The organism is Pseudomonas sp. NY15354 (assembly GCF_048068075.1).
GTDB lineage: Bacteria > Pseudomonadota > Gammaproteobacteria > Pseudomonadales > Pseudomonadaceae > Aquipseudomonas > Aquipseudomonas guariconensis_C.
In genome coordinates this window covers 175,242-201,338 of record NZ_JBLUPV010000006.1, presented here as the reverse complement: position 1 = coordinate 201,338, position 26,097 = coordinate 175,242, and the positions used below count along the sequence as shown (strand labels likewise).

At 63.6% G+C, this 26,097-nt stretch carries 26 protein-coding genes and 1 pseudogene; 14 read left to right on the top strand and 13 right to left on the bottom strand.

Annotation, left to right across the window (positions count from 1 at the left end; translation table 11 throughout):
* Positions 1-45: 45 nt before the first annotated feature.
* Complete coding sequence (gene xdhC, locus ACNFCH_RS09040; protein ID WP_337157050.1) at positions 46-891, top strand: xanthine dehydrogenase accessory protein XdhC; 846 nt, start codon at positions 46-48, stop codon at positions 889-891.
* A gap of 10 nt (positions 892-901) precedes the next feature.
* Positions 902-2,206 carry a guanine deaminase gene (gene guaD, locus ACNFCH_RS09035; RefSeq protein ID WP_070092103.1) on the top strand — a complete coding sequence of 435 codons (1,305 nt, stop codon included), beginning with the start codon at positions 902-904 and terminating at the stop codon, positions 2,204-2,206.
* 115 nt (positions 2,207-2,321) lie between these two features.
* On the opposite strand, the pseudogene aqpZ reads toward guaD, so the two are convergent.
* Positions 2,322-3,021: pseudogene (gene aqpZ / locus ACNFCH_RS09030) on the bottom strand (aquaporin Z).
* A 239-nt stretch (positions 3,022-3,260) separates the two neighbouring features.
* A complete protein-coding gene (locus ACNFCH_RS09025; protein ID WP_070092105.1) occupies positions 3,261-4,016 on the bottom strand; it encodes a GntR family transcriptional regulator in 756 nt (251 codons plus the stop codon).
* A gap of 358 nt (positions 4,017-4,374) precedes the next feature.
* Between ACNFCH_RS09025 and ACNFCH_RS09020 the strand changes: the two genes are divergently transcribed.
* Positions 4,375-5,724, top strand: a complete 1,350-nt coding sequence (locus ACNFCH_RS09020) for an NCS2 family permease (RefSeq protein ID WP_070092106.1) — start codon at positions 4,375-4,377, stop codon at positions 5,722-5,724.
* Positions 5,725-5,819: 95 nt separating this feature from the next.
* On the opposite strand, the gene ACNFCH_RS09015 is transcribed toward ACNFCH_RS09020, so the two are convergent.
* From ACNFCH_RS09015 to ACNFCH_RS08990, 6 genes are all read right to left on the bottom strand, one after another.
* Entirely contained in the window at positions 5,820-7,238 is a 1,419-nt protein-coding gene (locus ACNFCH_RS09015; protein WP_196163561.1) for an amino acid permease, read from the bottom strand.
* A 627-nt stretch (positions 7,239-7,865) separates the two neighbouring features.
* Positions 7,866-8,942, bottom strand: coding sequence for a 23S rRNA pseudouridine(2605) synthase RluB (gene rluB / locus ACNFCH_RS09010; RefSeq protein WP_337157052.1), 1,077 nt, complete (start codon positions 8,940-8,942; stop codon positions 7,866-7,868).
* Positions 8,943-9,154: 212 nt separating this feature from the next.
* Positions 9,155-9,916 (bottom strand): SMC-Scp complex subunit ScpB, encoded by a 762-nt coding sequence (scpB, locus tag ACNFCH_RS09005; protein ID WP_416742644.1) that lies wholly within the window; start codon positions 9,914-9,916, stop codon positions 9,155-9,157.
* A gap of 23 nt (positions 9,917-9,939) precedes the next feature.
* Entirely contained in the window at positions 9,940-10,638 is a 699-nt protein-coding gene (locus tag ACNFCH_RS09000; RefSeq protein WP_170831758.1) for a segregation and condensation protein A, read from the bottom strand.
* A 125-nt stretch (positions 10,639-10,763) separates the two neighbouring features.
* Positions 10,764-11,393 carry an L-threonylcarbamoyladenylate synthase gene (locus ACNFCH_RS08995; RefSeq protein ID WP_070092138.1) on the bottom strand — a complete coding sequence of 210 codons (630 nt, stop codon included), beginning with the start codon at positions 11,391-11,393 and terminating at the stop codon, positions 10,764-10,766.
* 13 nt (positions 11,394-11,406) lie between these two features.
* Positions 11,407-12,267: a PHP domain-containing protein gene (locus ACNFCH_RS08990; protein WP_416742643.1), complete on the bottom strand. Its 861-nt coding sequence runs from the start codon at positions 12,265-12,267 to the stop codon at positions 11,407-11,409.
* A gap of 67 nt (positions 12,268-12,334) precedes the next feature.
* On the opposite strand from ACNFCH_RS08990, the gene ACNFCH_RS08985 reads away from it, so the two are divergent.
* From ACNFCH_RS08985 to ACNFCH_RS08960, 6 genes are all read left to right on the top strand, one after another.
* Positions 12,335-12,931, top strand: a complete 597-nt coding sequence (locus ACNFCH_RS08985) for a septation protein A (protein WP_196163557.1) — start codon at positions 12,335-12,337, stop codon at positions 12,929-12,931.
* A 1-nt stretch (position 12,932) separates the two neighbouring features.
* Positions 12,933-13,232, top strand: a complete 300-nt coding sequence (locus ACNFCH_RS08980; protein WP_070092114.1) for a YciI family protein — start codon at positions 12,933-12,935, stop codon at positions 13,230-13,232.
* A 97-nt stretch (positions 13,233-13,329) separates the two neighbouring features.
* The gene (locus ACNFCH_RS08975; protein ID WP_337157055.1) at positions 13,330-13,716 is read left to right on the top strand and encodes a translation initiation factor 2; all 387 of its coding nucleotides are present in this window, start codon (positions 13,330-13,332) and stop codon (positions 13,714-13,716) included.
* Positions 13,717-13,723: 7 nt separating this feature from the next.
* Entirely contained in the window at positions 13,724-14,401 is a 678-nt protein-coding gene (locus ACNFCH_RS08970) for a response regulator transcription factor (protein ID WP_337157056.1), read from the top strand.
* 167 nt (positions 14,402-14,568) lie between these two features.
* Positions 14,569-14,985 (top strand): LTXXQ domain protein, encoded by a 417-nt coding sequence (locus ACNFCH_RS08965; protein ID WP_337157057.1) that lies wholly within the window; start codon positions 14,569-14,571, stop codon positions 14,983-14,985.
* A gap of 60 nt (positions 14,986-15,045) precedes the next feature.
* On the top strand, positions 15,046-16,383 hold the full coding sequence (locus ACNFCH_RS08960) for a HAMP domain-containing sensor histidine kinase (RefSeq protein WP_337157058.1): 1,338 nt from the start codon (positions 15,046-15,048) through the stop codon (positions 16,381-16,383).
* 92 nt (positions 16,384-16,475) lie between these two features.
* On the opposite strand, the gene ACNFCH_RS08955 is transcribed toward ACNFCH_RS08960, so the two are convergent.
* Positions 16,476-17,033 (bottom strand): nitroreductase family protein, encoded by a 558-nt coding sequence (locus ACNFCH_RS08955; RefSeq protein ID WP_337157059.1) that lies wholly within the window; start codon positions 17,031-17,033, stop codon positions 16,476-16,478.
* Positions 17,034-17,191: 158 nt separating this feature from the next.
* On the opposite strand from ACNFCH_RS08955, the gene ACNFCH_RS08950 reads away from it, so the two are divergent.
* The gene (locus ACNFCH_RS08950) at positions 17,192-18,646 is read left to right on the top strand and encodes a TrkH family potassium uptake protein (RefSeq protein ID WP_337157060.1); all 1,455 of its coding nucleotides are present in this window, start codon (positions 17,192-17,194) and stop codon (positions 18,644-18,646) included.
* Here the strand turns inward: ACNFCH_RS08950 and ACNFCH_RS08945 are convergent.
* Positions 18,603-19,658, bottom strand: a complete 1,056-nt coding sequence (locus ACNFCH_RS08945) for an AraC family transcriptional regulator (protein WP_337157061.1) — start codon at positions 19,656-19,658, stop codon at positions 18,603-18,605. The two genes, ACNFCH_RS08950 and ACNFCH_RS08945, sit on opposite strands and share 44 nt — an antisense overlap.
* A gap of 155 nt (positions 19,659-19,813) precedes the next feature.
* Between ACNFCH_RS08945 and ACNFCH_RS08940 the strand changes: the two genes are divergently transcribed.
* On the top strand, positions 19,814-20,125 hold the full coding sequence (locus ACNFCH_RS08940; RefSeq protein ID WP_337157062.1) for a DUF962 domain-containing protein: 312 nt from the start codon (positions 19,814-19,816) through the stop codon (positions 20,123-20,125).
* A gap of 15 nt (positions 20,126-20,140) precedes the next feature.
* Here the strand turns inward: ACNFCH_RS08940 and ACNFCH_RS08935 are convergent, their stop codons facing one another.
* Positions 20,141-20,953: a UDP-2,3-diacylglucosamine diphosphatase gene (locus tag ACNFCH_RS08935; RefSeq protein ID WP_070092123.1), complete on the bottom strand. Its 813-nt coding sequence runs from the start codon at positions 20,951-20,953 to the stop codon at positions 20,141-20,143.
* Between the two features lie 209 nt (positions 20,954-21,162).
* On the opposite strand from ACNFCH_RS08935, the gene ACNFCH_RS08930 reads away from it, so the two are divergent.
* Entirely contained in the window at positions 21,163-21,927 is a 765-nt protein-coding gene (locus ACNFCH_RS08930; RefSeq protein WP_337157063.1) for an AraC family transcriptional regulator, read from the top strand.
* A 158-nt stretch (positions 21,928-22,085) separates the two neighbouring features.
* Complete coding sequence (locus ACNFCH_RS08925; protein WP_416742642.1) at positions 22,086-22,976, top strand: DMT family transporter; 891 nt, start codon at positions 22,086-22,088, stop codon at positions 22,974-22,976.
* Here the strand turns inward: ACNFCH_RS08925 and ACNFCH_RS08920 are convergent, their stop codons facing one another.
* Positions 22,977-23,258 carry a SelT/SelW/SelH family protein gene (locus ACNFCH_RS08920; protein ID WP_337157065.1) on the bottom strand — a complete coding sequence of 94 codons (282 nt, stop codon included), beginning with the start codon at positions 23,256-23,258 and terminating at the stop codon, positions 22,977-22,979.
* A 69-nt stretch (positions 23,259-23,327) separates the two neighbouring features.
* Here ACNFCH_RS08920 and ACNFCH_RS08915 point away from each other — a divergent pair, with 69 nt between their 5' ends.
* Positions 23,328-25,514, top strand: coding sequence for a patatin-like phospholipase family protein (locus ACNFCH_RS08915; RefSeq protein WP_416742641.1), 2,187 nt, complete (start codon positions 23,328-23,330; stop codon positions 25,512-25,514).
* A gap of 89 nt (positions 25,515-25,603) precedes the next feature.
* On the opposite strand, the gene ACNFCH_RS08910 is transcribed toward ACNFCH_RS08915, so the two are convergent.
* Positions 25,604-26,041, bottom strand: coding sequence for a MarR family transcriptional regulator (locus ACNFCH_RS08910; RefSeq protein WP_337157067.1), 438 nt, complete (start codon positions 26,039-26,041; stop codon positions 25,604-25,606).
* Positions 26,042-26,097 lie beyond the last annotated feature (56 nt).

Genomic DNA, 26,097 nt, shown 5'->3' with positions numbered 1-26,097 from the left:
ACCCGCTCCCGCAGGGTCCGTGGCGCAATTTAGAGAGGTTGAATCATGCACCAATGGATCAACGCCCTCGCCGACCACCAGGCCCGCGGCGAAGCTTGCGTTCTGGTGACTATCATCGAGGAGCGCGGCTCGACGCCCCGCAACGCCGGCTCGAAGATGGTGGTCAGCGCCACCGGCCTGTTCGACACCATCGGCGGCGGCCATCTGGAGTACAAGGCGCTGCACATTGCCCGGCAGATGCTAGAGGAACAACGCTCCACCCCGCATCTCGAGCGCTTCAGCCTAGGAGCGAGCCTTGGCCAATGCTGTGGCGGCGTCACGGTGCTGCTGTTCGAACCAATGGCTGCTGTGCAGGCGCAGATCGCGGTGTTCGGCGCGGGCCATGTCGGCCGCGCTCTGGTACCCTTGCTCGCCGCGCTACCCTGCCGGGTGCGCTGGATCGATTCGCGCGAGCAGGAGTTCCCTGAGGTCATCCCCAATGGTGTGACCAAAGTCGTCAGCGAGGAGCCGGTCGACGAAGTCGCCGAGCTGCCAGCGGGCAGTTATTGCATCGTCATGACCCACAATCACCAGCTCGACCTGGAACTGACTGCCGCCATTCTCAAGCGCAATGATTTCACCTGGTTCGGCCTGATCGGCTCGAAGACCAAACGGGTGAAGTTCGAGCACCGCCTGCGCGAACGCGGCTACGACGACGCCGTCGTGGCGCGGATGCGTTGCCCGATGGGCCTGGCCGAGGTCAAGGGCAAGCTGCCGATTGAGATCGCCGTGTCCATCGCCGCGGAAATCATTGCCACCTACAACGCCTGCTTCGGCCAGCACGACGCTGCCGCCAACTCAGGCCCAATCGCCCAATTGCTGCCCCCCTCCCGGCGCAGCCAAGCCAATTGACGAGAACGTTATGAGCGCAACCCGCAAAGCCTACCGAGCCGCCATCCTGCACAGCATCGCCGACCCGGCCGAGGTGGGCCTCGACGCTTCCCACGAATATTACGAAGACGGCCTGCTGGTGGTCGAAGAAGGCCGCATCAGTGCGCTGGGGCACGCCAGCGACCTGCTGCCGAGCCTCGGTGCCGACGTCGAAGTGATTCACCACCAGGACGCCCTGATCACCCCGGGCTTCATCGATACCCACATCCATTTCCCACAGACCGGCATGATCGGCTCCTACGGCGAGCAACTGCTGGACTGGCTGAACACCTATACCTTCCCCTGCGAAAAGCAGTTCGCCGACAAGGCCCATGCCGACCAAGTGGCCAAGATCTTCCTCAAGGAACTGCTGCGCAACGGCACCACCAGCGCGCTAGTGTTCGGCAGCGTCCATCCCGAGTCGGTCGATGCCCTGTTCGAAGAAGCCCAGCGCCTGGACCTGCGCCTGATCGCCGGCAAGGTGATGATGGATCGCAACGCCCCTGACTACCTGACCGACACCGCCGAGTCCGGCTATGCCGAAAGCAAGGCGCTGATCGAGCGCTGGCATGGCAAGGGCCGCCTGCACTATGCGGTGACCCCACGTTTCGCGCCCACCAGCACCCCGGAACAACTGACCCTGGCCGGCCAGTTGCTCAAGGAATACCCGGGGCTGTACATGCACACCCACCTGTCGGAGAACGTCAAGGAAATCGACTGGGTCAAGGCGCTGTTCCCTGAGCGCAAGGGCTACCTGGACGTCTATGACCATTACGAGCTGCTGGGCGAGCGCTCGGTGTTCGCCCATGGCGTGCACCTGTGCGACGAAGAATGCCAGCGCCTGGCCGAGACCGGTTCGGCTGTCGCCTTCTGCCCCACCTCCAACCTGTTCCTGGGCAGCGGGCTGTTCAACCTGCCTCAGGCTGAGCGCTTCAAGGTCAACGTGGGCCTGGGCACCGACGTGGGCGCCGGCACCAGTTTCTCGCTGCTCAACACCCTGAACGAGGCCTACAAGGTCATGCAACTGCAGGGCGCACGCCTGCATCCGTACAAGTCCCTGTACCTGGCGACCCTCGGCGGGGCCCGCGCCCTGCGCCTGGACGATCGCATCGGCAGCCTGCGCCCGGGCAACGATGCCGACTTCGTGGTGCTCGATTACAAGGCCACCCCGCTACTGGACTACCGCATCCAGCAGTCCAACAGCATCGAAGAAACCTTGTTCGTCCTCACTACCCTGGGCGACGACCGCACAGTGCGTGAAACCTACGCCGCCGGTCGCTGCGTGCACCAGCGCTAGGGTCTACGCGAAGGCCACACAAGCCGAAACGGGGCGAGCAAGCGCAGCGTACTGGCGTACCTGAGCAGCCAAGCCCCGTTTTTCAACGCACTTGCCGATACCGCTCGTACAAAGCCTAGGGCTCGCGCGCCAGCCCTCGGTACAGCGCGCCGCCGATCGCCGCGCCGATCAGCGGCGCCACCCAGAACAACCACAACTGCTGCAATGCCCAGCCCCCGACGAACAGGGCTGGGCCGGTGCTGCGTGCGGGGTTGACGGAGGTATTGGTCACCGGAATGGAGATCAGGTGAATCAGCGTCAGCGCCAGGCCGATGGCGATGGGTGCCAGGCCCGCTGGCGCACGCGTGTCGGTGGCGCCCATGATGATCACCAGGAACATCGCGGTCATCACCACCTCGCTGGTAAAGCCTGCCGCCAGCGAGTACCCACCCGGCGAATGATCGGCGTAGCCGTTGGAGGCCAGCCCCGATGACAACTCGAACCCCGCCTTGCCGCTGGCAATGAAGTAGATCACCGCCGCCGCCAGGATCGCCCCGATCACTTGGGCAATCACGTAGGGCACGAATTCTTTGGCTGGAAACCGCCCCCCCCACCACAAGCCCGAACGATACCGCAGGGTTGAGGTGGCAGCCGGAAATGTGGCCGATGGCAAACGCCATGGTCAACACCGTCAGGCCAAATGCGAAGGCGACACCTAGGATACCGATGCCGGTCGGAAAGCTCGCGGCCAACACCGCGCTGCCGCAACCACCAAGGACCAACCAGAAGGTGCCGACCAGCTCGGCACCCATGCGCTTGCCCAGGGACATACTCATGGACCTCTCCTCAAGTAGTGGAACGCACTGGATGCGCAAGCCCAACTGCTTGATGAAGGTTTGCAAAAAACAATCTAGCAGAGCCTTGGCCAATGGCCAGTAGCCCTCGTACCCCGCGTCGGCGTTGACCTCCCGCCCCAAAAGCAGTCATCGCGGGGCTTAAATGAAAAACGCCACCGTTTCCCTACTGGAAGCGGTGGCGTTGAGCGGTACGGCCTGCCCAGGGAGTGGGCAAACGATCAACCTTTGACAGGCACCTTGGGTTTTTTCAGCAAGTGCGAGAACACGGCGTGCAGGTCGTCGGAGGCGCCCTCCTCGTCCAGGTTCAGCTTGGTGTCGATGTGATCCATGTGGTGCATCATCAGGTTCACCGCCAGCTCCGCGTCACGGGCTTCGATGGCGTCGATCAGTTGCATGTGTTCATCGTAGGAACAGTGCGAACGGTTTCCGCTTTCGTATTGCGCGATGATCAGCGAGGTCTGCGAAACCAGGCTGCGCTGGAAGCTGATAAGGGGGGCATTGCCGGCCGCCTCAGCCAGCTTGAGGTGGAACTCGCCGGAAAGGCGGATACCCGCACCCCGGTCACCACGGGAGAAGCTGTCGCGCTCCTCACGGACCATCTGGCGCAGCTCGTTCAGTTGCTCGATCGTGGCGTGCTGCACGGCAAGCTCGGTGATGGCGCGCTCGACCATGCGACGCGAGAAGAACACCTGGCGCGCTTCTTCCACCGTGGGGCTCGCCACTACCGCACCGCGATTGGGTCGCAGCAGTACGACGCTTTCGTGGGCCAGGCGCGACAAGGCACGACGGATGATGGTGCGGCTGACGCCGAAGATCTCGCCCAGCGCTTCCTCGCTCAACTTGGTGCCCGGTGCCAGGCGCTGCTCGAGGATGGCCTCGAAAATATGCGCATAGACGATGTCGTCCTGGGTACCGCTGCGGCCGGCCTTGCCGTTGCGCGCAGGTTTCTTCAGAGGTTGCAGCTGTTCGTTCATGGGTTCTCGAGCACGAGGATCTACCAGTCGGAGCCTTGACTGTAATGCCTGTCAGAAGGTGGCTGGCAAGTCCTGGATAGAAAATAAAGGGACCAAGGTATCGGCCTATTGTACACAGGCCATTGGATTTCTGCAGGTGGCCTTTCCCATATAGCCACTACGTGCCAGATCGCGCACACAAAAAATAAAACATTATTTGCATTATTTGTACACAACAGCATAATCCAGCGAGCAACTTTCTGACCCGAAAGTCAACAAATCGGTCAGACGTCTGCCAATCCCCTCGCGGAGCCGCCCAAGTGCATTGGCGCAGGACCAAGGTTCCGAAACAACAAGAAAGACTTGAGGAGTACTCGCTGTGGAAAGCCGCAAATCCGAAGCCCCTACGCTGGATCTCGCTCCACCGCTCGAAACGAGTTGGCTGGAACGGATTTTCAAACTCAAGCGACACGGCAGCACCGTCAGGACCGAGCTGATCGCCGGGGTGACCACCTTCATCACCATGGCCTACATCATCTTCGTCAACCCCAACATCATGGCCGATGCCGGTATCGACCATGGTGCGGCGTTCGTTGCCACCTGTATCGCCGCGGCCCTGGGCTGCCTGTTGATGGGCCTCTACGCCAACTGGCCGGTGGGCCTGGCCCCCGGTATGGGGCTCAACGCCTTCTTCACCTACACCGTGGTCGGCACCATGGGCTACACCTGGGAAGCGGCACTGGGTGCAGTGTTCGTGTCCGGCGTGCTGTTCATGGCCCTGACCCTCTCACGCGTGCGCGAATGGCTGCTCAACAGCATTCCGGTCAGCCTGCGCCACGCCATGGGCGCGGGGGTCGGCCTGTTCCTCGGGCTGATCGGCCTTAAAACCGCCGGTATCGTCGTCGACAGCCCTGCCACGCTGATCAAGCTGGGTTCTCTGCACGAGCCTGGCCCACTGCTGGCGGCGGTATGCTTCCTGATGATCGCGGTGCTCAGCTATCACCGCGTATTCGGCGCGATCCTCATCAGCATCATCAGCGTTACCCTGGCTGGCTGGGGCCTGGGCCTGGTCCAGTATGGCGGGGTGTTCTCGCTGCCGCCGAGCCTGGCTCCGACCTGGATGGCCATGGATGTGGCGGGCGTGTTCAACGTCAGCATGATCAGCGTGGTATTGGCGTTCCTGTTCGTGCACATGTTCGACACCGCCGGCACCCTGATGGGCGTAGCCCAGCGAGCCAACCTGGTCGGTGAGGACGGCCGCATCGAGAACCTGTCTCGGGCACTGAAGGCGGATAGCGCCTCCAGCGTGTTCGGCGCCGCGGTCGGCGTGCCGCCTGTGACCAGCTACGTGGAAAGTGCCGCAGGCGTTGCCGCTGGTGGCCGCACAGGCCTGACTGCCGTGGTCGTCGGTTTGCTGTTCGTCGCCGCCATGTTCTTCGCACCGTTGGCCGGGATGATCCCCGCCTACGCCACCGCAGGTGCCCTGATCTATGTGGCCATGTTGATGATGGGCAGCATGGCGCACATCCACTGGGACGAGGCGACCGACAGCATCCCTGCGATCGTCACCGTGATCATGATGCCGCTGACCTTCTCGGTCGCCGACGGTATCGCCCTGGGCTTCATCAGCTATGTGGCGCTCAAGGCCGGGACTGGCAAGTTCAAGGAAATCTCCGCCAGCCTCTGGGTCCTTTGCGTGATCTTCATCGCCAAGTTCGTGTTCCTCTGAGCCTGGCGCTGCCGAGGGCGCCTGGCGCCCTTCATTGCACAAACAAAAAACCCGATGGCAGTCTCCTGCCATCGGTTTTTTTGTAGGTATTCGCCTTACTTGGCTACGGAGCCGGCGGTACCGGATGCCTGCCCACTACGTTTGCTCTTGAGCATGTAGAAGGCATACATCACCACCAGCCAGACCGGAATCGCGTACACCGAGACCTGAATGCCCGGAATCTGCAGCATGATCCCCAGGATCAGCACCACGAAGGCCAGGCACACATAGTTGCCGTACGGGTACCACAGGGCCTTGAACAGCGCCTTCTGGCCAGTACGATCAAGGTGCTGACGGAACTTCAGGTGCGAGTAGCTGATCATCGCCCAGTTGATCACCAGGGCAGCCACCACCAGCGACATCAGCAACTCCAGCGCGTGCTGCGGCATGAAGTAGTTCAGCAGCACCGCGACCAGGGTCACGGCAGCCGAAGCCAGGATCGAACGCACTGGCACGCCGCGCTTGTCGATCTTGGCCAGGCCCGCCGGAGCGTCGCCTTGCTCAGCCATGCCGTAGAGCATGCGGGCGTTGCAGTAGGTGCCGCTGTTGTATACCGACAGCGCCGCGGTCAGGACCACGAAGTTCAGCAGGTGGGCGGCCACATCACTGCCGAGCAGCGAGAAGACCTGAACGAACGGGCTGCTGCCATAGCTGCCACCGGAGGCGTCGATGCTGGCGACCAGGCTGTCCCACGGGGTCAGCGACAGCAGGATCACCAGCGCGCCGATATAGAAGATCAGGATACGGTAGATGACCTGGTTGATCGCCTTCGGAATCACGGTCTTAGGCTTGTCAGCCTCGGCCGCGGTGAAGCCCAGCATTTCCAGGCCGCCGAAGGAGAACATGATGATCGCAAGCGCCATCACCAGACCACTCACGCCATTGGGGAAGAAGCCGCCATGGGCCCACAGGTTGGTCACCGAGGCTTCAGGACCACCGCTGCCGCTGGTGAGCAGATAGGCACCCAGGCCAATCATGCCGACGATGGCGAGCACCTTGATGATCGCGAACCAGAACTCGGCCTCGCCGAACACCTTCACGTTCATCAGGTTGATCGCGTTGATCAGGATGAAGAAGCCCGCCGCAGTAACCCAGGTCGGGATCTCCGGCCACCAGTAGTGGATGTACTTGCCAACCGCAGACAGCTCCGACATGCCAACCAGGATGTACAGCACCCAGCAGTTCCAGCCGGACAAGAAGCCCGCGAAACCGCCCCAGTACTTGTGGGCGAAGTGGCTGAAGGAGCCGGCAACCGGTTCTTCGACGATCATTTCGCCCAGTTGGCGCATGATCATGAAGGCGATGAAGCCGCAGATCGCATAGCCGAGAATCATCGACGGACCAGCGGACTTCATCACGCCGGCCGAGCCCAGGAACAATCCGGTACCAATTGCGCCACCCAGGGCAATCAGCTGGATATGGCGGTTCTTCAGGCCACGCTTGAGCTCGCCTGAAGGCATGTTTTGTCCACTCATGAACGAAGTCACCTGCTTGTTTTTATCTGTGACGGAATCGGACCCACCGCGCTCGTGGCGCAGCGGAATGGGCAAGGTGATTACCTTGGGTTTCTTGGACGGGGGTGATGACACCGAGGGGCAGGCCCCGGGTGACTCAACCAGGCGTCAGCAAGAGTGCGCGGTACGCATTGGGGTCACAGGTAAAACGCGGCGCATTGTATACCCCTGCGTACGCGCAGGCGTCAACGCGTTGCGTCATTTCCTGATGAAAAAACGCAGCGATCCTGGGGGGATGGCCTGAAAAGGCAGAGTGATCGGCGTACATGGCGCCTCCATTTGTTGTTTTCGATGCCCAGCTCTGCGGCCAGGCCCTGCACACGGCATGGGCGCTATATCAGCGTGCGGCGAAGGGTTGGACAAGGGGGTAAGTGGCGAGGGAGCCGCTCTGGAACGGGGTGTTTGGCAAAATCTGTTTACACCCAGAGAAGCAACGGCCAAAAAGGCCACATTTCGTAAAGAAATTGTTACAACCCGGTCGACAGGGTTTCCATATCGCAAGGAAAATCACGCCGGATCAACACGTTAGATTTCTCAAGACATAAAAAAGGGGCCGCGATGCGGCCCCTTGTAGATGACGCTGAGCAATCAGCCGCGCGGCTTACCGCGGCCACGGCCTGCCGGTTTTTCCGCTTCAGGCTTGGCTGGGCGCTTGCGCATCTCGCTCGGACGCTCGGCAACCGTGCTGCTGCGTCCGCCTTTACGTGGCGCGGCGTCTTCACGCGCCGGACGCTCACGTGCCGGACGTTCGGCCTGACCCTCTTGACCCTGGGCGGGACGCAGGGTCCGCACGCGCTCGCCACGACCCAGCGGGCGGGTGGACTTGCGCTGCATGCGCTCGAGCTTGTCCTTGGCCTTAAGGTTCAGCGCTGGCAATGCCACCGGCTGCAGGCCGACTTCGGCTGCCAGGATGTCGATCTCGCCCTGGGTCATTTCACGCCAGCGCCCCATCGGCAGGTCGGAATTGAGGAACACCGGACCGAAGCGCACGCGCTTCAGGCGGCTGACCACCACACCCTGGGATTCCCACAGGCGACGCACCTCACGGTTGCGACCTTCCATCACCACGCAGTGGTACCAGTGGTTGAAACCTTCGCCGCCCGGGGCCTTCTGGATGTCGGTGAACTTCGCCGGGCCATCCTCGAGCATCACGCCCGCCTTGAGACGATCGACCATGTCGTCGTCGACCTCGCCGCGCACACGCACCGCGTACTCACGGTCCATCTCGTAGGAGGGGTGCATCAGGCGGTTGGCCAGTTCACCGTCGGTCGTGAACAGCAGCAAACCGGTGGTGTTGATGTCCAGACGACCGATATTGATCCAGCGCCCTTCTTTCGGACGCGGCAGGCGGTCGAACACGGTCGGACGGCCTTCCGGGTCGTCGCGGGTGCAGATCTCGCCGTCGGGCTTGTTGTACATGATCACTCGGCGGGTGGCCTCGGCGGCCTCCACGCGCTTGATCAGCTTGCCGTCGACGGCAATGGCATCGTGCAGGTCGACGCGCTGGCCAAGGGTGGCCTCGACGCCGTTGACCTTGATGCGACCCTGGCTGATCCAGGCCTCGACGTCACGGCGCGAGCCGACGCCGATACGCGCCAGCACCTTCTGCAGCTTTTCGCCGGACGGCGGGGTGGGTTGGGTTTCTTGCAGGTCTTGGTCACTCATCTGGGCACCTCCCGGTGTAGTAGTGAAAATCGTTTTTCGGCGACGGATGCGCCAAAGGGGCGCGCATCATACGCGGTTCGGTGGACGAACGCACTGGAGACTAGCGGGTTTTCTCGACGGGGCTGTGAGTTTCCGCCCGAAGGTGCTGCATCCCATTCGCGACTAATCTCGCTGTACCTGTGCGGATTTACCCGCGAACGGGCCAGAACGGTCTACGGTTCAGGCTCATCCTCGACATTGGCGGCCTCATCCCGCACATCATCGAAATCGGTCTTGAGCCCTTCCTCCATCGCATCGAGCTCCACCAGCAGCGTGCGGAAACTGGTCTCCTCCCGCGGCGGCGCCTCGCCCTCCTCGTCCTCGCCCAGGCTCGCATCGGCCAGCGCCTGCAAGTGCGCAGGCACCGGCGCGTCATCCGGATCCAGCAACGGCTCGGTGTCCATCTCGCGCAGCTCGGCCAGGGCCGGCAACTCGTCAAGACTCTTGAGGTTGAAATGATCGAGCAATGCCTTGGTGGTGGCGAACATCGCTGGCCGGCCGGGCACCTCGCGATAACCGACGATACGGATCCACTCACGCTCCATCAGGGTCTTGATGATGTTGCTGTTCACCGCCACACCGCGCACATCCTCGATTTCGCCCCGGGTGATCGGCTGGCGATAGGCGATCAGCGCCAGGGTCTCCAGCAGCGCGCGGGAATAGCGCTGAGGACGCTCTTCCCACAGCCGGCCGACCCAGGGCGCAAAATCCTCGCGGATCTGCAGACGATAGCCAGTCGCCACCTCCTTGAGCTCGAAGGCGCGGCCATTGCAAGACTTGGCCAGGATTTCCAGCGCCTTCTTGAAGACCGCAGGCGCGGGGCGCTCGGCCTCTTCGAGCAGCTCGTACAGGCGCTCGAGCGACTGTGGCTTGCCAGAGGCCAGGAGGAAGGCTTCGATCAGCGAGGCCAGGTCACGGGGTTCGTTCAGGTTCATCGGTAGGAAAGGCTTGCTCGTGGTCACTCGGCCCGGGCGCGGACATGGATCGGGGCAAAAGGCTCATTCTGCACCAGTTCGATGAGCGATTCCTTCACCAGTTCGAGAATCGCCATGAAGGTGACCACCACCCCCAACTTGCCTTCCTCGACGGCAAAGAGCTCGATAAATGGCACGAAGCCGCCACCCTTGAGGCGTTCGAGCACTTCACTCATGCGCTCGCGGGTCGACAAGGTCTCGCGGGTGATCTGATGGCTTTCGAACAGGTCATTGCGCCGCATTACCTGGGCCATGGACAGCAGGATTTCTTCCAGGGAAACATCGGGCAGCAGCTTGCGGACCTTGGCCTGCGGCGCTTCCAGGCGCGGCACGACGATCTCCCGACCCACCCGCGGCAGCTCGTCGAGACCTTCGGCGGCGGCCTTGAAGCGCTCGTACTCCTGCAGTCTGCGGATCAGCTCGGCACGCGGGTCGCCCTCTTCCTCCTCGACCTCGCTGGAGCGTGGCAGCAACATGCGCGACTTGATCTCGGCAAGCATGGCGGCCATCACCAGGTACTCGGCGGCCAGCTCCAGGCGCACGCTCTTCATCAGCTCGACGTAGGACATGTACTGGCGGGTGATCTCCGCCACGGGGATGTCGAGGATGTCGATGTTCTGCTTGCGGATCAGGTACAGCAGCAGGTCCAGCGGGCCTTCGAAGGCCTCGAGGAACACTTCCAGGGCATCGGGGGGAATGTACAGATCCAGCGGCAGCTCGGTCAGGGCCTCGCCATAGACCAGCGCCAATTGCAGCTGTTGCGGCGCCTCGCTGTCGGCAACCGGGGCCTCGGCGTCCTGCACCTGGCTCACGCGGGCGCCAGGAAGGGCGCAGGATCGCCACAGCCAACGCGGATGACTTCCGGCTCATCGCCTTCCAGGCTGATCACCGTGGAGGCCTTGAGGTCACCGAAGCCGCCATCGATGATCAGGTCCACATGATGTTCAAGGCGCGCACGGATCTCGTAGGGGTCGGTCATCGGCTCTTCGTCACCGGGCAGGATGAGGCTCACGCTCATCAAGGGCTCGCCCAGCTCTTCGAGCAGTGCCCGGGCAATGGGGTTGGAAGGGACCCGCAGGCCGATGGTGCGACGTTTTTCATGCATCAACAGCCTGGGTACTTCCCGCGTGGCGTTGAGGATGAAGGTGTAGGGCCCGGGAATGTGCGCCTTGAGCAGACGAAAGGTGGCTGTGTCGATCTTGGCGAACAACCCCATCTGCGACAGGTCGCAGCACAGCAGCGTGAAATTGTGGTTCTTGTCCAGCTGGCGCAGCCGTCGGACCCTCTCCACAGCGGTCTTGTCACCGATCTGACAGCCCATCGCATAGGCCGAGTCGGTCGGATAGACCACGACACCGCCCTTGCGGATGATCTCGACGGCCTGTTTGATCAGGCGCGCCTGCGGGTTTTCCGCATGAATCTGGAAAAATTGGCTCACGTAGTCGTCCTGTTCATACCGCCATAGGCTGTTCATGGCTGAATCGGCGCCACAAAGGTGGCAGATCCTCGGGCAATGGCCGATAGGCACCGATCTCGCCCCAGGTGCCGGGGCCGTGGAAGTCACTGCCAGCGCTCGCCAGCAGGCCGAACTCACGGGTGAGGATGGACATCGTGCCCACCTGCTCGGCCGGCATCATCCCGTTGACCACCTCCAACGCCTGCCCGCCTGCCTGAATATAGTCTGCAATCAGCCGTCTGCGCTTACTGCGGGTCAACTCGTAGTGCATGGGATGGGCCAGGCTCACCCAAGCGTTGGACCGGCGCAATGTGGCGACGGTTTCTTCCAGGGTTGGCCAATGCAGCTTGACGTCGCCCAGCTTGCCGGCACCCAGCCACTTGCGAAACGCCTCCCCCCGGTCCTTGACGTGACCGGCACGCACCAGGAACTCGGCAAAGTGCGGACGCGCCGGAGCGTTGCCGCTGTCACCCAGTTCCTGTTGCACCGCCCTAGCCCCCTCTAACGTACCGGGCATACCCTTGGCTGCGAGCCGTCGGTCGATTTCCTCGGAGCGCAGCCAACGACCACGGTGCAAGGTCTCGATGGCCTCGAGCAGCGGCGGCGCATCGAGCGGGAAGTCATAGCCCAGCACATGGATCGTGGCGCCGCCCCAGGTGCAGGACAGCTCCACCCCACTGACCCAGCGCATGCCATTGGCGTGGCAAGCCTGGCGTGCCTCGATGAGGCCTTCGATGGTGTCGTGGTCGGTCAGGGCCAATGTCTGCACCCCGTGCTCATGGGCCCGGGCGACCAGGGCCGAAGGCGACAGGGCGCCGTCGGAGGCCGTGCTGTGACAGTGCAGATCAACATTCATGGAGGAGCGCTTTCGCTGGAATCGATGTTTGTTATTATGCCGTCACATCCCGCTTCTGGCTGCCACTGTGAAACAATTCATCGATTTCATTCCGCTGTTGCTGTTCTTCATCGTCTACAAACTCGACCCGCGCGCGGTCGAAATCGCTGGCCATGGCTTCGAATTCGGCGGCATCTACAGCGCCACGGCGGTGCTGATCCTCAGCTCCCTGGTGGTCTACGGCGCGCTGTTCCTGCGCCACGGCAAGCTCGAGAAAGGTCAGTTGCTGACCCTGGTCGCCTGCCTGGTGTTCGGTGGCCTCACCCTGGCCTTCCATAGCGAAACCTTCCTCAAGTGGAAAGCGCCGGTGGTGAACTGGCTGTTCGCCCTGGCCTTCGCCGGCAGTCACTTTGTCGGTGACCGAGTCCTGATCAAACGCATCATGGGCCACGCCCTGAGCCTGCCGGATGCCATCTGGACGCGCCTGAACCTGGCGTGGATCGGGTTCTTCCTGGTGTGCGGCGCCGCCAACCTGTTCGTCGCGTTCACGTTCCAGGACTTCTGGGTCGATTTCAAAGTGTTCGGCAGCCTGGGCATGACCGTGATCTTCCTGGTGGCCCAGGGCGTGTACCTGTCGCGCCACCTGCATGACAGCGACCCCTCCACTTCCAAACCTAAGGATTGACATGCTCTACGCCATCATCGCAAGCGACGTCGAAGGTTCCCTGGAAAAACGCCTGGCGGCCCGTCCGGCGCACATCGAGCGCCTGCAGCAGCTCAAGGCCGAAGGCCGCGTGGTCCTGGCCGGCCCGCACCCGGCGATCGACAGCAACGACCCGGGCGCCGCAGGCTTCACCGGCAGCCTGATCGTCGCCGAATTCGACTCCCTGGCCGCCGCCCAGGCTTGGGCCGATGCCGACCCGTACATCGCTGCCGGCGTGTACGACAAGGTCGTGGTCAAGCCTTTCAAGCAAGTCCTGCCTTGATTGAGGCCGGGCCTCATGGCGTGATCATGAGGCCCGCGCTCATCTATTGCGACCTGCGGCCGACAACCTTCTGAACCGATAGGAATCAGGAGTTCCAATGCGCCGAGGTCCGATGTCCCTGCTGCTTTGCCTGCTGTCGCTGTCCCCTTTTGCCCTTGCCGAAGAACCACTGTCGCTGACCGCTGCCGCGCAGATCACCGAGCTGCAGCAACGTCTGCAGGACAGTGAACAGCAACGTGCCGCGCTCAACCAACAACTGCAAGACACCCAGAGCGAGCAGGACAATGCCCAGCTCGCACGGCTGCGCCAGGAAAACCAGCGCCTGAAGCTTTCGCTCAAGGAGTTGCAGGCCAGCGCCCCGGTCCCGCTGCTCAGCGATCAGCAGTTGTGGTTCGTGATCGGTTCGGCCGTTGCACTGTTTTCGGCTGTCTGCGGTATCTTAGCCAGTGGCGGACACAGAAGACGCCGTCAATGGTTGAATTGAGTGAGTCATGAGCGAGCTGTTACTGATTGATGATGACCAGGAACTCTGCGAGCTGCTCGGCAGCTGGCTGAGCCAGGAAGGGTTCGCCGTACGCGCCTGCCATGACGGCCAGAGCGCGCGCCAGGCCCTGGCCGCCCACGCGCCGGCGGCCGTGGTGCTGGATGTGATGCTGCCTGACGGCAGCGGCCTGGAGCTGCTCAAGCAACTGCGAACCGAGCATGCGGAGTTGCCGGTGCTGATGCTCTCGGCCCGCGGCGAGCCTCTGGACCGCATCCTGGGCCTGGAGCTGGGCGCCGATGACTACCTGGCCAAGCCCTGCGACCCGCGCGAGCTTACCGCCCGACTGCGCGCGGTGTTGCGCCGTAGCCACCCGGCAGCCGCCAGCACCCAGCTCGAAGTCGGCGACCTGACCTTCAGCCCTGTGCGGGGCGTGGTCAGTGTCGATGCTCGTGAAATGACCCTCACGCTTTCCGAAAGCCGCATTCTCGAAGCATTGCTGCGCCAACCTGGCGATCCACTGGACAAACAGGAGCTGGCGCAGATCGCCTTGGGCCGCAAGCTGACCCTCTATGACCGCAGCCTGGACATGCATGTCAGCAACCTGCGCAAGAAGGTCGGCCCACACCCTGACGGCCGTCCCCGTATCGTTGCCCTGCGCAGCCGCGGTTACTACTACAGCCTCTGAGCGCCAAGCGGCAAGAAGGCAGCCGCACCACCACGGCTCTGTCTTTTAGCTCGCTGCTTGAGGCTCACAGCTTTACCAAGTCTTTACGCTCACCTGACCGCCCTTGACCTTGCTTTCCCTAGACTGGGCTCATCCGGTAACCACCGGCCCATGAAAGGAGAAACACCATGCGCAAGACCCTTATCGCCCTGATGTTCGCCGCCGCCCTGCCGACCGTGGCCATGGCCATGCCCGAAGGCGGTCCGCACCACGGTGGCTGGCATCATCGCGGTGACGCGCCTTTCGCCCAACTGGACCTGAGCCGCGACCAGCGCCAGCAGATCGGCAAGCTGATGGGCGAGCAGATGAAGCACCGCCGCGACATCACCGAGCGTTACATCGCCAAGCTGCCGGCTGCCGACCAGAAGGCCATGAAAGACGAGATCAAGGCCAGCCACGACAAGACCCAGGCCGATATCCGCGCCCTGCTCAAGCCTGATCAGCAGAAGAAGTTCGACGAACTGCAAAAGGAACGCGCCGCCCGCAAGGCCGAGTGGCAGGAGTTCCAGGCCTGGAAAGCTGAAAAAGGCACCAAGGCCCAGTAAGCTGACAGCCCCGCGCCCGACCCGCCTCCCAGCGGGCCGGGCTTTTCTTGTTTTCAGGAGGTGCTCTTGCGGTCATTGTTCTGGCGCATCCTGGCCAGCTTCTGGCTGGCCATCGCCCTGGTCGCAGGTTTGTCGATCCTGCTCGGCCACATGCTCAACCAGGATGCCTGGATCCTCAGTCGCCATCCGGGCCTCAATACCCTGGCCAGCCGCTGGACCCAGCACTATGAGCAGGAAGGCCTGGAGTCCGCCCAGCGCTTTCTGGAGCGGCGCAAGCACCGCTTCGGCATCGATGTGCAGGTGCTCAACGACAGTGGCGAGGCCGTGGTGCCGGGCACTTTCCCTCGTCGTGCCGCCGCCTTCGAGGCGCGTCAGCACAACGACCAGCGCCGCCTGCCCTGGCGTCGTCTGACCCAGGAATACACCAGCCCTGACAGTGGCGAGACCTACCTGCTGATCTACCGCATTCCACACCCGGCGCTCAACGCCTGGCACCGCGAGAGCCTGCTGTGGCCGCTGAGCGCCTTGGGGATCGCCCTGGTGGTACTGACGCTGTTCAGCCTGTTCGTCACGCTGTCCATTACGCGCCCGCTGAGCCGGCTGCGCGGTGCGGTGCACGACTTGGGACAGACCAGCTACCAGCAGAACAGCCTGGCGCGGCTGGCGTCCCGGCGTGACGAGTTCGGCGTACTGGCCAATGACTTCAACAAGATGGGCGCGCGCCTGCAAAGCCTGATCGGCAGCCAGCGCCAACTGCTGCGCGACGTTTCCCATGAACTGCGCTCACCGTTGGCGCGGCTGCGCATCGCCCTGGCCTTGGCCGAGCGCGCCGAACCCGAGCAACGCCAGGCCCTGTGGCCACGCCTGACCCGCGAGTGCGACCGCCTGGAAGACCTGATCAGCGAGATCCTGGCCCTGGCCCGGGTCGACGCCGAGCAATCCCATGCCGAGCCGGTGGACCTCAACGCGCTGCTCGGCAGCGTGCGCAAGGACGCCCAGCTCAGCGCCCCCGAGCAGGAGATACGTCTGCAGGCGGCACCCGGTCTGACCTTGCAAGGCTGGCCCACACTGATCGAGCGTGCGGTGGACAACCTGGTGCGCAATGCCTTGCGCTTCAACCCGGTCGGTCAATCGATCGAGATTCATGCCGAGCGCGAGCAAGGGCGCATCGTCTTGAGTGTGCGAGACCACGGCCCTGGCGTGGCCGAAGAGCACCTGGCGCAGCTGGGCGAGCCGTTTTTCCGCGCGCCTGGGCAGGAAGCGCCCGGGCATGGGCTGGGCCTTGCCATCGCCCGGCGAGCGGCGGAGCGACATGGCGGCCGTCTGGTGCTGGGCAATCACCCGCAGGGCGGGTTCGTGGCGACCCTGGAATTGCCCTGCGAGATCGTTGCCGGCTGACAGGTCTTTCCCCTTGCGGCACAAGGCCGCTCCTACACGGTCTGTAGGAGCGGCCTTGTGCCGCGAAAGGGCCGCGCAGCGGCCCCAATGAATCACTCGCCCCAGGCGCTGACGAAGTCGGCGGTCTCCAGAACAGGCGCGGTACGCGGCTCGGTCATGGGCGTACCGACATACAGGTAGCCAATCAGCTCTTCATTCTCGGCAAGCCCCAGCCCCTGATGCACATGAGCATCGAATGCCATATCGCCGGTGCGCCAGACTGCACCGATCCCCTGGGCGTGGGCGGCGATGAGAATGCCATGGGCTGCGCAACCGGCCGCCAGGCGCTGCTCGGATTTGGGCACCTTGAAATGCTCCTGCAGGCGCGCCACCACCACGATCAGCAAGGGCGCTCGCAGCGGCATGGCCCGCGCCTTGTCCAGCGCCGCCTGGCTGGCATCACCCTTTTTCTGGACCGCTTCGGCGAACAGCTCACCGAGCTTTTCGCGGGCCGCGCCCTCGATGGTCAGGAAGCGCCATGGGCGCAGCTGGCCGTGGTCCGGGGCGCGCAAGGCCGCCTGAAACAGCGCTTCGCGCTGGGCGGCATTGGGCGCCGGGTCGGTCAGGCGTGGCACGGAAACACGGTTGAGCAATGCGTCGAGAGCCTCCATGGGCTACCCTCCTGGCAGATTGAAAAAGTGCGGCCATTCTCAAGCTGCCGGCCACAAGCTGCAAGCCGCAAGAAAACGTCCTCTCACGCTTAGCGCTTGCAGCTTGGCGCCTGCGGCTTAAAATGGCGCCCTTTCCGTTTCGAGTCAGAGCAGATCACATGGCGTTGCCGACCTTAAGGATCATTGGTTTCATCATCGGCATCTTCCTGATCACCCTGGCGGTCAGCATGGTCGTGCCCATGACGACCCTGGTGGTCTTCGAACGCACCGGCGACATGCCTTCGTTCCTCTGGTCGAGCCTGATCACCTTCATCGCCGGCCTGGCACTGGTCGTCCAGGGACGGCCCGAGCACGTCCACTTGCGCCCTCGCGACATGTACCTGCTGACAGTCAGCAGTTGGCTGGTCGTGTGCGTGTTCGCCGCCCTGCCGTTCCTGCTGACCCAGCACATCAGCTACACCGACGCCTTCTTCGAAAGCATGTCCGGCATCACCGCCACCGGCGCCACGGTGCTCAGCGGGCTGGACACCATGTCACCCGGCATCCTGATGTGGCGCTCGATGCTGCACTGGCTCGGCGGTATCGGCTTCATCGGTATGGCGGTGGCGATCCTGCCGCTGCTGCGCATCGGTGGCATGCGCCTGTTCCAGACCGAATCCTCGGACCGTTCGGAAAAGGTCATGCCGCGCTCGCACATGGTCGCCAAGTCGATCGTGGCGGTGTATGTCGGCATCACCGTGTTCGGCAGCCTGGCGTTCTGGTGGGCGGGCATGCGGCCGTTCGATGCCATCAACCATGCCATGTCGGCGATTTCCACCGGCGGCTTTTCCACCTCCGATCAGTCCCTGGCCAAGTGGGACATCCCGGCCGTGCACTGGGTGGCGGTGGTGGTGATGATCCTGGGTAGCGTGCCGTTCACCCTGTACGTAGCCACCCTGCGCGGCAACCGCAAGGCGTTGCTCCGCGACCAGCAGGTCCAGGGCCTGCTCGGTTTGCTGGTGGCCACCTGGCTGGTGCTGGGCACCTGGTACTGGGCCACCACCAACCTGCACTGGCTGGACGCCCTGCGCCACGTGGCACTGAACGTCACGTCGGTGGTCACCACCACCGGCTTCGCCCTGGGCGATTACAGCTTGTGGGGTAATTTCTCGCTGATGCTGTTTTTCTATCTGGGCTTCATCGGTGGCTGCTCCGGCTCCACCGCCGGCGGCATCAAGATCTTCCGTTTCCAGGTCGCCTACATCCTGCTCAAGGCGAGCCTCAACCAGTTGATTCACCCCCGTGCGGTGATCAAGCAAAAGTACAACGGCCACCGTCTCGACGAAGAGATCGTGCGCTCGATCCTTACCTTCTCGTTCTTCTTCGCCGTCACCATCTGTGTCATCGCCCTGCTGCTGTCCTTGCTGGGCGTGGACTGGATGACCGCCCTCACCGGCGCTGCGGGCACCGTCTCCGGTGTCGGGCCGGGCCTGGGCGAGGTGATTGGCCCTGCCGGCAACTATGCGACCTTGCCGAACGCGGCCAAGTGGATCCTTTCAGGCGGCATGCTGCTCGGCCGACTGGAGATCATCACGGTGCTGGTGTTGTGTATGCCGGCGTTCTGGCGTCACTGACCGGCTCTGCCTCCAGACGGGCGCGGTACTCGCTGGGCGTGACATCGAACCAGCGGCGGAACGCCCGGTAGAAGTTGCTCGGGTCGGCAAACCCCAGCAGGTAGGCGGTTTCCAGCAAGGTCATGCCAGGCTGGGCCAGGTACTGCTCGGCCAGTTCCCGGCGGGTGTCGTCGAGCAAGGTCTGGAAGCTGGTGCCCTCCTCCTGTAAGCGACGCTGCAAAGTGCGCTGTGACAGGTGCAGCGCCTGGGCGAGGGTTTCGCGCTTGGGCTCGCCCTGGGGCAAAACGCGGCACAGCACCTGGCGGACCCTATGGGTCACCCGGCTTTCCGAGAAGCGTGCCAGATATTCCCCGGCAAAGCGGTCGTGCAGCACGGCCATGGCCTCGTTGGCCGTCGGCAGCGGGGCCTCCATGTCAGCCCGCTCGAATACCAGCGCGTCATGGGGCGCACCGAACACCAAAGGTGAGTGGAACGCAGCCTTGTACGGCTCGATGTTCTTCGGCTGAGGCCCCTGGATCAACACGCGGCGCGGCTGGATCGAGCGGCCGCTGAGCCACGTGCACAAGGACAACGCACAGGCCAGCGACGCCTCGGCGCTATGGCGGGTGGGCGGCAGGTGGTCGCCATGCACGGTCAGCACCAGCGAATAGCCTTCCGGCCCCAGGCGGAAGCTGAGGTCGGCGCTCTCGGCGATGATCCTCTGATAACGCACCAGGCGTTCGAAGCCCTCGGCCAGGGTGCGACTGGACATCAGCGCGTAACCCACCACATGGAACGACGCCGGGCGCACCACGCGGGCCATGTTCAGCCCGATCGCCTCGTTGCCCGAAAGCTCCACCGCCAGTTGCCACAGACGGGTCATGGCGTCCTGAGGAAAGCGCGCGTCAGGATCGTCGAGGGCTGAGAAATCCAGCCCGAGCTGTTTGAACATGGCCTGGCAGTCGAGCCCTTCCAGCTCGAGCGCTTTGACAATCCCTGATGCCCAGCTGGCTGACGTGGTTCTCTCGCTCATGGCAGGCTTCTTGTGCTGACCGCTTCATGCGGCGAATCGAAAAGATATTCAATTGGCGCCTTTGGTCACTGGCCGGCCCCGACAATGACTCTAGACTCGATTCAGGCTCCGCGCCGTGTATCTGTTCACAACGCGAACCTAACGGGAGTACAGCCATGATCCCTGCCGCGCAGTTTCGAAGTTTTGCCGAGTTCTATCCTTATTACCTGGGTGAACACAGCAACCCCACTTGCCGCCGCCTGCATTTCGTCGGTACCAGCCTGGTCATCGCCCTGCTCGCCTACACCTTCGCCAGCGGGCGCTGGCAATTGCTGCTGGCCGTGCCGTTCGCCGGTTATGGCTTCGCCTGGGTCGGTCATTTCTTTTTCGAGAAAAACCGCCCAGCCACCTTCACTTATCCGCTGTACAGCCTGCTGGGCGACTTCGCCATGTTCCGCGACATCCTGCGCGGCAAGATCAGCCTCTAGGGAGCGCCGAGGCGATTAGGCCGGTTCGCGCAGCGCAGCCAAGCGGTCAGCCTCGCGGGCCTGGGCTTCGGCCAGACGATAAAGCTCGATCTGCCCATCCCAGTGCTCGATCAGCGCCGTGCATGACTCCACCCAGTCGCCGCAATTGAGGTATTGCACCTCCCCCACCTGGCGGATCTCGGCGTGATGGATATGCCCGCAGACCACCCCCTGGAAGCCCCGCCGGGTGCATTCATGGGCGATGGCATCCTCGAAGTCGCTGATGAAGTTCACTGCCCCCTTGACCTTGTGCTTGAGGTACGCCGACAACGACCAATAGCCGTAGCCGTAGCGAGCTCGCCAATGGTTGAGCCAGCGGTTGAGCACCAAGGTGAATTCGTACGCCCGGTCTCCCAGGAACGCCAGCCAGCGGTGGTAGCGGGTGATCACATCGAACTGGTCACCGTGGATCACCAGTAGACGCCGGCCATCGGCGGTCAGGTGCTCGGCTTCGTCCACCAGGTGAATGTTGCCCAGCATCAGTTTGGAGTAGCGGCGCAGGAACTCGTCGTGGTTGCCGGTGACGTAGATCACCTCGGTGCCGCGCTTGCTCAGGGTGAGCAACCGACGGATGACATTGGTGTGGGCCTGGGGCCAATAGATGCCGCCGCGCAGCTTCCAGCCATCGATGATGTCACCGACCAGATAGATGCGGTCGGCCTGATACCCCTTGAGGAACTGCGACAGGTGTTCGGCCTGGCAATCGCGGGTGCCCAGGTGCACATCGGAAATCCATAAAGTGCGCACACGTTGCTTGCGCGATGGGCGGGCGAGTTCGGCATGGGTCATGGGCAGGCTCCTGCGCTGTTTGCTGGAGACTGGCAGTTGTGGATGACAGGTTGGTGGCAGCGGCGTGACGGCTGATCGCCTGCCAGCCCTTGGCGATCAGGGGCCGATCGCAGCCGCCCACAAAATGGCGCGGCACTGCGAGAGCGGGCATGTCCCGCAGTCGGGCTACAGATGTGTACACTGGCGCCCTGCCCCGCGAGGAAATACCCATGACCGCCGGCCCCATCCTCTCTCTGCGCCACTACCGCCATGACCTGATCGCCCACAGTCACGACCATTCACAGCTGGTGTTTGGCCTGGGTGGACGCCTGGATTTCGAGGTTCAGGGCCATGGCGCGCAGGTCCAGCGCCAGGGCCTGATGGTGGTGCCGGCCGGCGCCCATCACACCTGTGGCAGTCCAGCCGGTAGCGACTGCCTGGTACTGGATGTTCCCGACGCAGGCTGGTTGCACGAGCAATTGGGTCGCCATGCCGATGCCAGCCGCCGCCTGCTCGATCGACCTGGCCCCCTGAGCCTGGACAACCGTCAGCAGCAATTGGTCGACTGGCTCGCCAGCAGCCCGGTGGATGACCCGTTGATCGCCCAGCAAGGCGCGGTCCTGCTGCTGGCCAGCCTCAATTCGCAACCCGTGCCGGCGCCCCTCCAGCGGCACCTGCCCTACGCGGCATTCGACGCACACATCGAGCAGCATGCCGCCCACCCGCTGCAGGTGGCGGACCTGGCGCGCCTGGCCGGTCTGTCCTGCGCCCGCCTGCATGCGCGCTTCGCCAGCGAATGTGCCATGACGCCGATGGATTACATTCGCCAGCGGCGCTTGCTCAAGGCGCGACGTTTGCTGCAGCAGACCGGCCTGCCGATCGGCGAAATCGCCGCGCAGGTTGGCTACAGTTCCCAGAGTGCGTTTTCGGCCGCCATGCGCCGTGACTTTGGCCGCTCGCCCATGGCCGTGCGACGCGAGCCTGACGACAACTGACGCAAGGATGGCGACAGACAGCACGCGACAGCCCTCGTAGACTGACCCTTGAATATCGAGCCTGCGGGATGCTCGCTGGCCCCCTGGCCTGTCGCGCGGCAAGCTCGCGCCCACCGGTACGCCAATGCGCGTGGGCCACTGTCATCACAAGGACTACCATGAACCACCGCACTGCCCTTGGCGCCCTGCACATCGGCGCCCTTTTCTTCGGCCTCACCGGCGTTTTCGGCAAGCTGGCGGCCAGTGCAAGCCCCACCATCATCGTCTTCGGGCGCGCCGCCTTCGCCGTGCTCGCCCTGGCGCTGTTCGCCAGCCTCGCCGGCCCCGGCTGGCAACGCCTCGGCGCGCAAGACGTGCGCAGGCTGCTGCTCGGCGGCGTGCTCCTGGCCGGACACTGGGTCAGTTTCTTCATCGCAGTCAAAGTCGGCGGCGTGGCCATCGCCACCCTCGGCTTCGCCAGCTTCCCTGCTTTCACGGTGATCCTCGAAGGCGTGTTGTTCCGCGAGCGCATCCGCCGCAACGAGGCTGTGCTGGTGGTGCTGGTGAGCATCGGTCTGGTCTTGGTCACCCCTGCGTTCGACCTGCAAAGCGAAGCGACAGGTGGCCTGCTGTGGGCATTGCTTTCAGGGTTGCTGTTCTCGTTGCTGTCGCTGACCAATCGCGCCGGTTCTGGGCGCCTGCCGGCGGTACAGGCGGCGCTGTGGCAGAACCTGGTGGTCGGCCTGTGCCTGCTGCCCTTCGCCGGCCCAGGCCTGAACCAGGTAGCGACGATGGACTGGCTGTGGATCGGCCTGCTCGGCATCTTCTGCACGGGCGTCGCCCACAGCCTGTTCGTCGCCAGCCTGAGCGTGATCAAGGCGCGCACTGCCGCCGTGGTGTTCGGCATGGAACCGGTCTATGGCATCGCCGTCGCCTGGGTGGTGTTCGCCGAAACGCCGACCCTGCGCATGCTGGCGGGCGGTGTCTTGATCATCTTCGCGATCGTGCTCTCCAGCCGCATGGCCGCCGAGCAACCGCCCAAGCAGCGCCCCCTGGCCGAAGGCGCCTGATCAGCGATCGTTATGGCCCAGGTCGCGCTGCGGGTCGATCTGATCGCGCAGCCGCTGCTTGAGCACCTTGGCCTCGGGAAAACCACCATCGGCCTTGCGCTCCCAAAGCTGCATGCCATCGCAGGTGATACGGAACACGCCACCGGTGCCCGGCTCCAGGGCCACGCGGCCCAAGTCGTCGGCAAAGGTGCTGAGCAGCTCCTGGGCCAGCCAGGCGGCACGCAGCAGCCACTGGCATTGCGTGCAATAAGTGATGACGATTTCGGGCTTGGCCTGGGGCATGGCAATGCGTCTCCTTCGGGGATGAGCCGCTTATACTAGCGGTCTTTGACCACGGTTTTGAGACTCACGATGCGCCGCCTGCTGTTCTGCCTTTTGCTGACACTCACCAGCTTCACCGCCCTGGCCACTGAAGTCGCCCGGCCCAAGGTTGGCCTGGTGTTGTCCGGTGGCGCTGCCCGGGGCCTTGCCCATATCGGCGTGCTCAAGGCCCTGGAGGAGCAAGGCGTACGCATCGACGCCATCGCCGGCACCAGCATGGGCGCGGTGATCGGTGGGTTGTATGCCTCCGGCTACAGTGTCGAGGAGCTCGAAAAGCTCGCCACCACCCTCGACTGGCAGCAGGCGCTGTCCGATGCCCCGCCACGCAAGGACGTGCCGTTCCGCCGCAAGCAGGACGACCGCGATTTCCTGGTCAAGCAAAAGCTCAGCTTTCGCGACGACGGCAGCCTCGGCCTGCCGTTGGGCGTGATCCAGGGCCAGAACCTCTCCCTGCTGCTAGAAAGCAAGCTGGCCCACACTGCCGACACGCGCGACTTCAACAAACTGCCGATCCCCTTCCGCGCCGTGGCCACCGACATCGCCAGCGGCGAGAAGGTGGTGTTCAGCCGCGGGCACCTGCCACAGGTGATCCGCGCCAGCATGTCGATCCCGGCCGTGTTCGCCCCGGTCGAACTCGACGGCCGTCTCTTGGTGGATGGCGGCATGGTCGACAACATTCCCGTCGATGTCGCGCGGGACATGGGGGTTGACCTGGCCATCGTGGTCGACATCGGCACCCCCTTGCGTGATCGCAAACAGCTGGCCACGGTGGTCGACGTGCTCAACCAGTCGATCACCTTGATGACCCGGCGCAACTCCGAGGAGCAACTGGCCAGCCTGCATCAGGACGACGTCCTCATCCAGCCTTCGCTCGCCGCCTTCGGCGTGACCGACTTCGGCCGTGCCCAGGACATGATCGATGCCGGCTATCGCGCCGCCCGGGCCATGGACAACCGCCTGGCCAGCCTGCGCCGTGACGAGGGCGACACAGGCCTTGCAGTGGCCCGTTCGCCACGCCAGCGCCGGCCGATCATCACCGCGATCAAGGTGGAGAACGATTCGAAGGTCAGCGACGACGTGATCCGCTATTACATCCGCCAACCCCTGGGCGAACCCCTTGAACTGGATCGCCTGCAGACCGACATGGGCACCCTTTACGGCCTGGACTACTTCGACCGGGTGCAGTATCGCGTGGTGCACAAGGGCGACGACAACACCCTGGTGATCAACGCCCGCGGCAAGCGTGGCGGCACCGATTACCTGCGCCTGGGCCTGAACCTGTCGGACGACATGCGTGGCGACAGTGCCTTCAACCTCGGCGCCAGCTATCGGGTCAATGGCATCAACCGGCTGGGCGCCGAGTGGTTGACCCGCGCCCAGATCGGCGACCAGCAGGAGCTCTACAGCGAGTTCTACCAGCCGCTGGATGTGGGCTCACGCTACTTCGTCGCGCCCTATCTGGACTTCGGCTCACAGAACATCGAGGCGACCCTGGACAACGATCCGGTCGCAGAATACCGCCTGGAGCGCTACGGTTTCGGCCTCAACCTCGGTCGACAGATCGGCACCTACGGCGAAGTACGGGTGGGGGTTGGCAAAGCCTGGGGCGAGGCCGAGGTGCGCATCGGCGACCAGGACCTGCCCAGCGTCAGCTTCAACGAAGGCTTCTATGAGCTGAAGTACTCATTCGATACCTTCGACAATGTGTACTTCCCTCACAGCGGTGAAGACATCGGGCTGGCCTTGCGCAAGTACGACAAGTCCCTGGACTCGGACGACGACTACCGTCAGTGGGAGCTCAAGCTGGACAAAGCCTTCAGCAGCGGGCCGCACAGCCTGGTGCTGGGCGGGCGCTACGGGCGCACCTTGGATGACGCCCAGGTAGTGACCTCAAGCTTCGTGTTCGGCGGGGCCAGGCAGTTGTCGGGCTTTCGCCAAGACTCGGTGTCGGGGCAAAACATCAGCCTGATGCGTATGGTTTACTACCGCCGCCTCACGCCCCGCGCCTACCTGCCGCTAGACTTCCCGCTGTACCTGGGCGGCTCGCTCGAACGTGGCCGGGCCTGGAACAACGACAACGAATTCGACAGCGGGTACATCAATGCAGCGAGCATCTTCCTGGGCTTGGAGACACCGTTGGGGCCGTTGAACATCAGCTATGGAGCCAACGATGAGCATCAGAAGGCGGTGTACCTGAATCTGGGACATACCTTCTAAAGCCAGTGGGACCGCCTGCGGCCCATCGCAGGCTCCCACACGCTGGCAACGCTGCGATGAGCCACAGGGCAGCCCCACGTGGCATGAATTCAGGATTTTTCGAGGTTGGCGAGAATCTTCGCATGCACCCGCATGCAGACTTCCAGGTCGGCCTCGTCGACCCCCGTGAACAATTCCAGGCGCAGGGCGTTGGCGATGGTCTCGATCTGGTCGATCAGCGGCTTGGCCGGCGGGCACAGCAAAATTTTCTTCGCCCGCCGGTCCTCCATCACCGCCTGACGCCGCACTAACCCCTGACTCTCCAGACTGTCGAGCAACCGCGCGAGCGTCGGTCCCTCGACCCCTACGCTCTGGGCCAGCTCACGCTGGGTCGGGGCCTCTTCGAAGCGGGCCAGGTGCAACAGCACCAACCAGCGCGCCTGGGACAGGTTGAGGCCGGCAAGGCGGCGGTCCAGTTCGGCGCGCCAGCCACGGGACATCTGGGCCAGCTGCATGCCGAAGCGGTGTTGGTTATCGGTCAGGGGCATAAGCGACTCTATGAACAGAACTAATTATTAGCCAGCTAATCATGCCCGACGCCAAC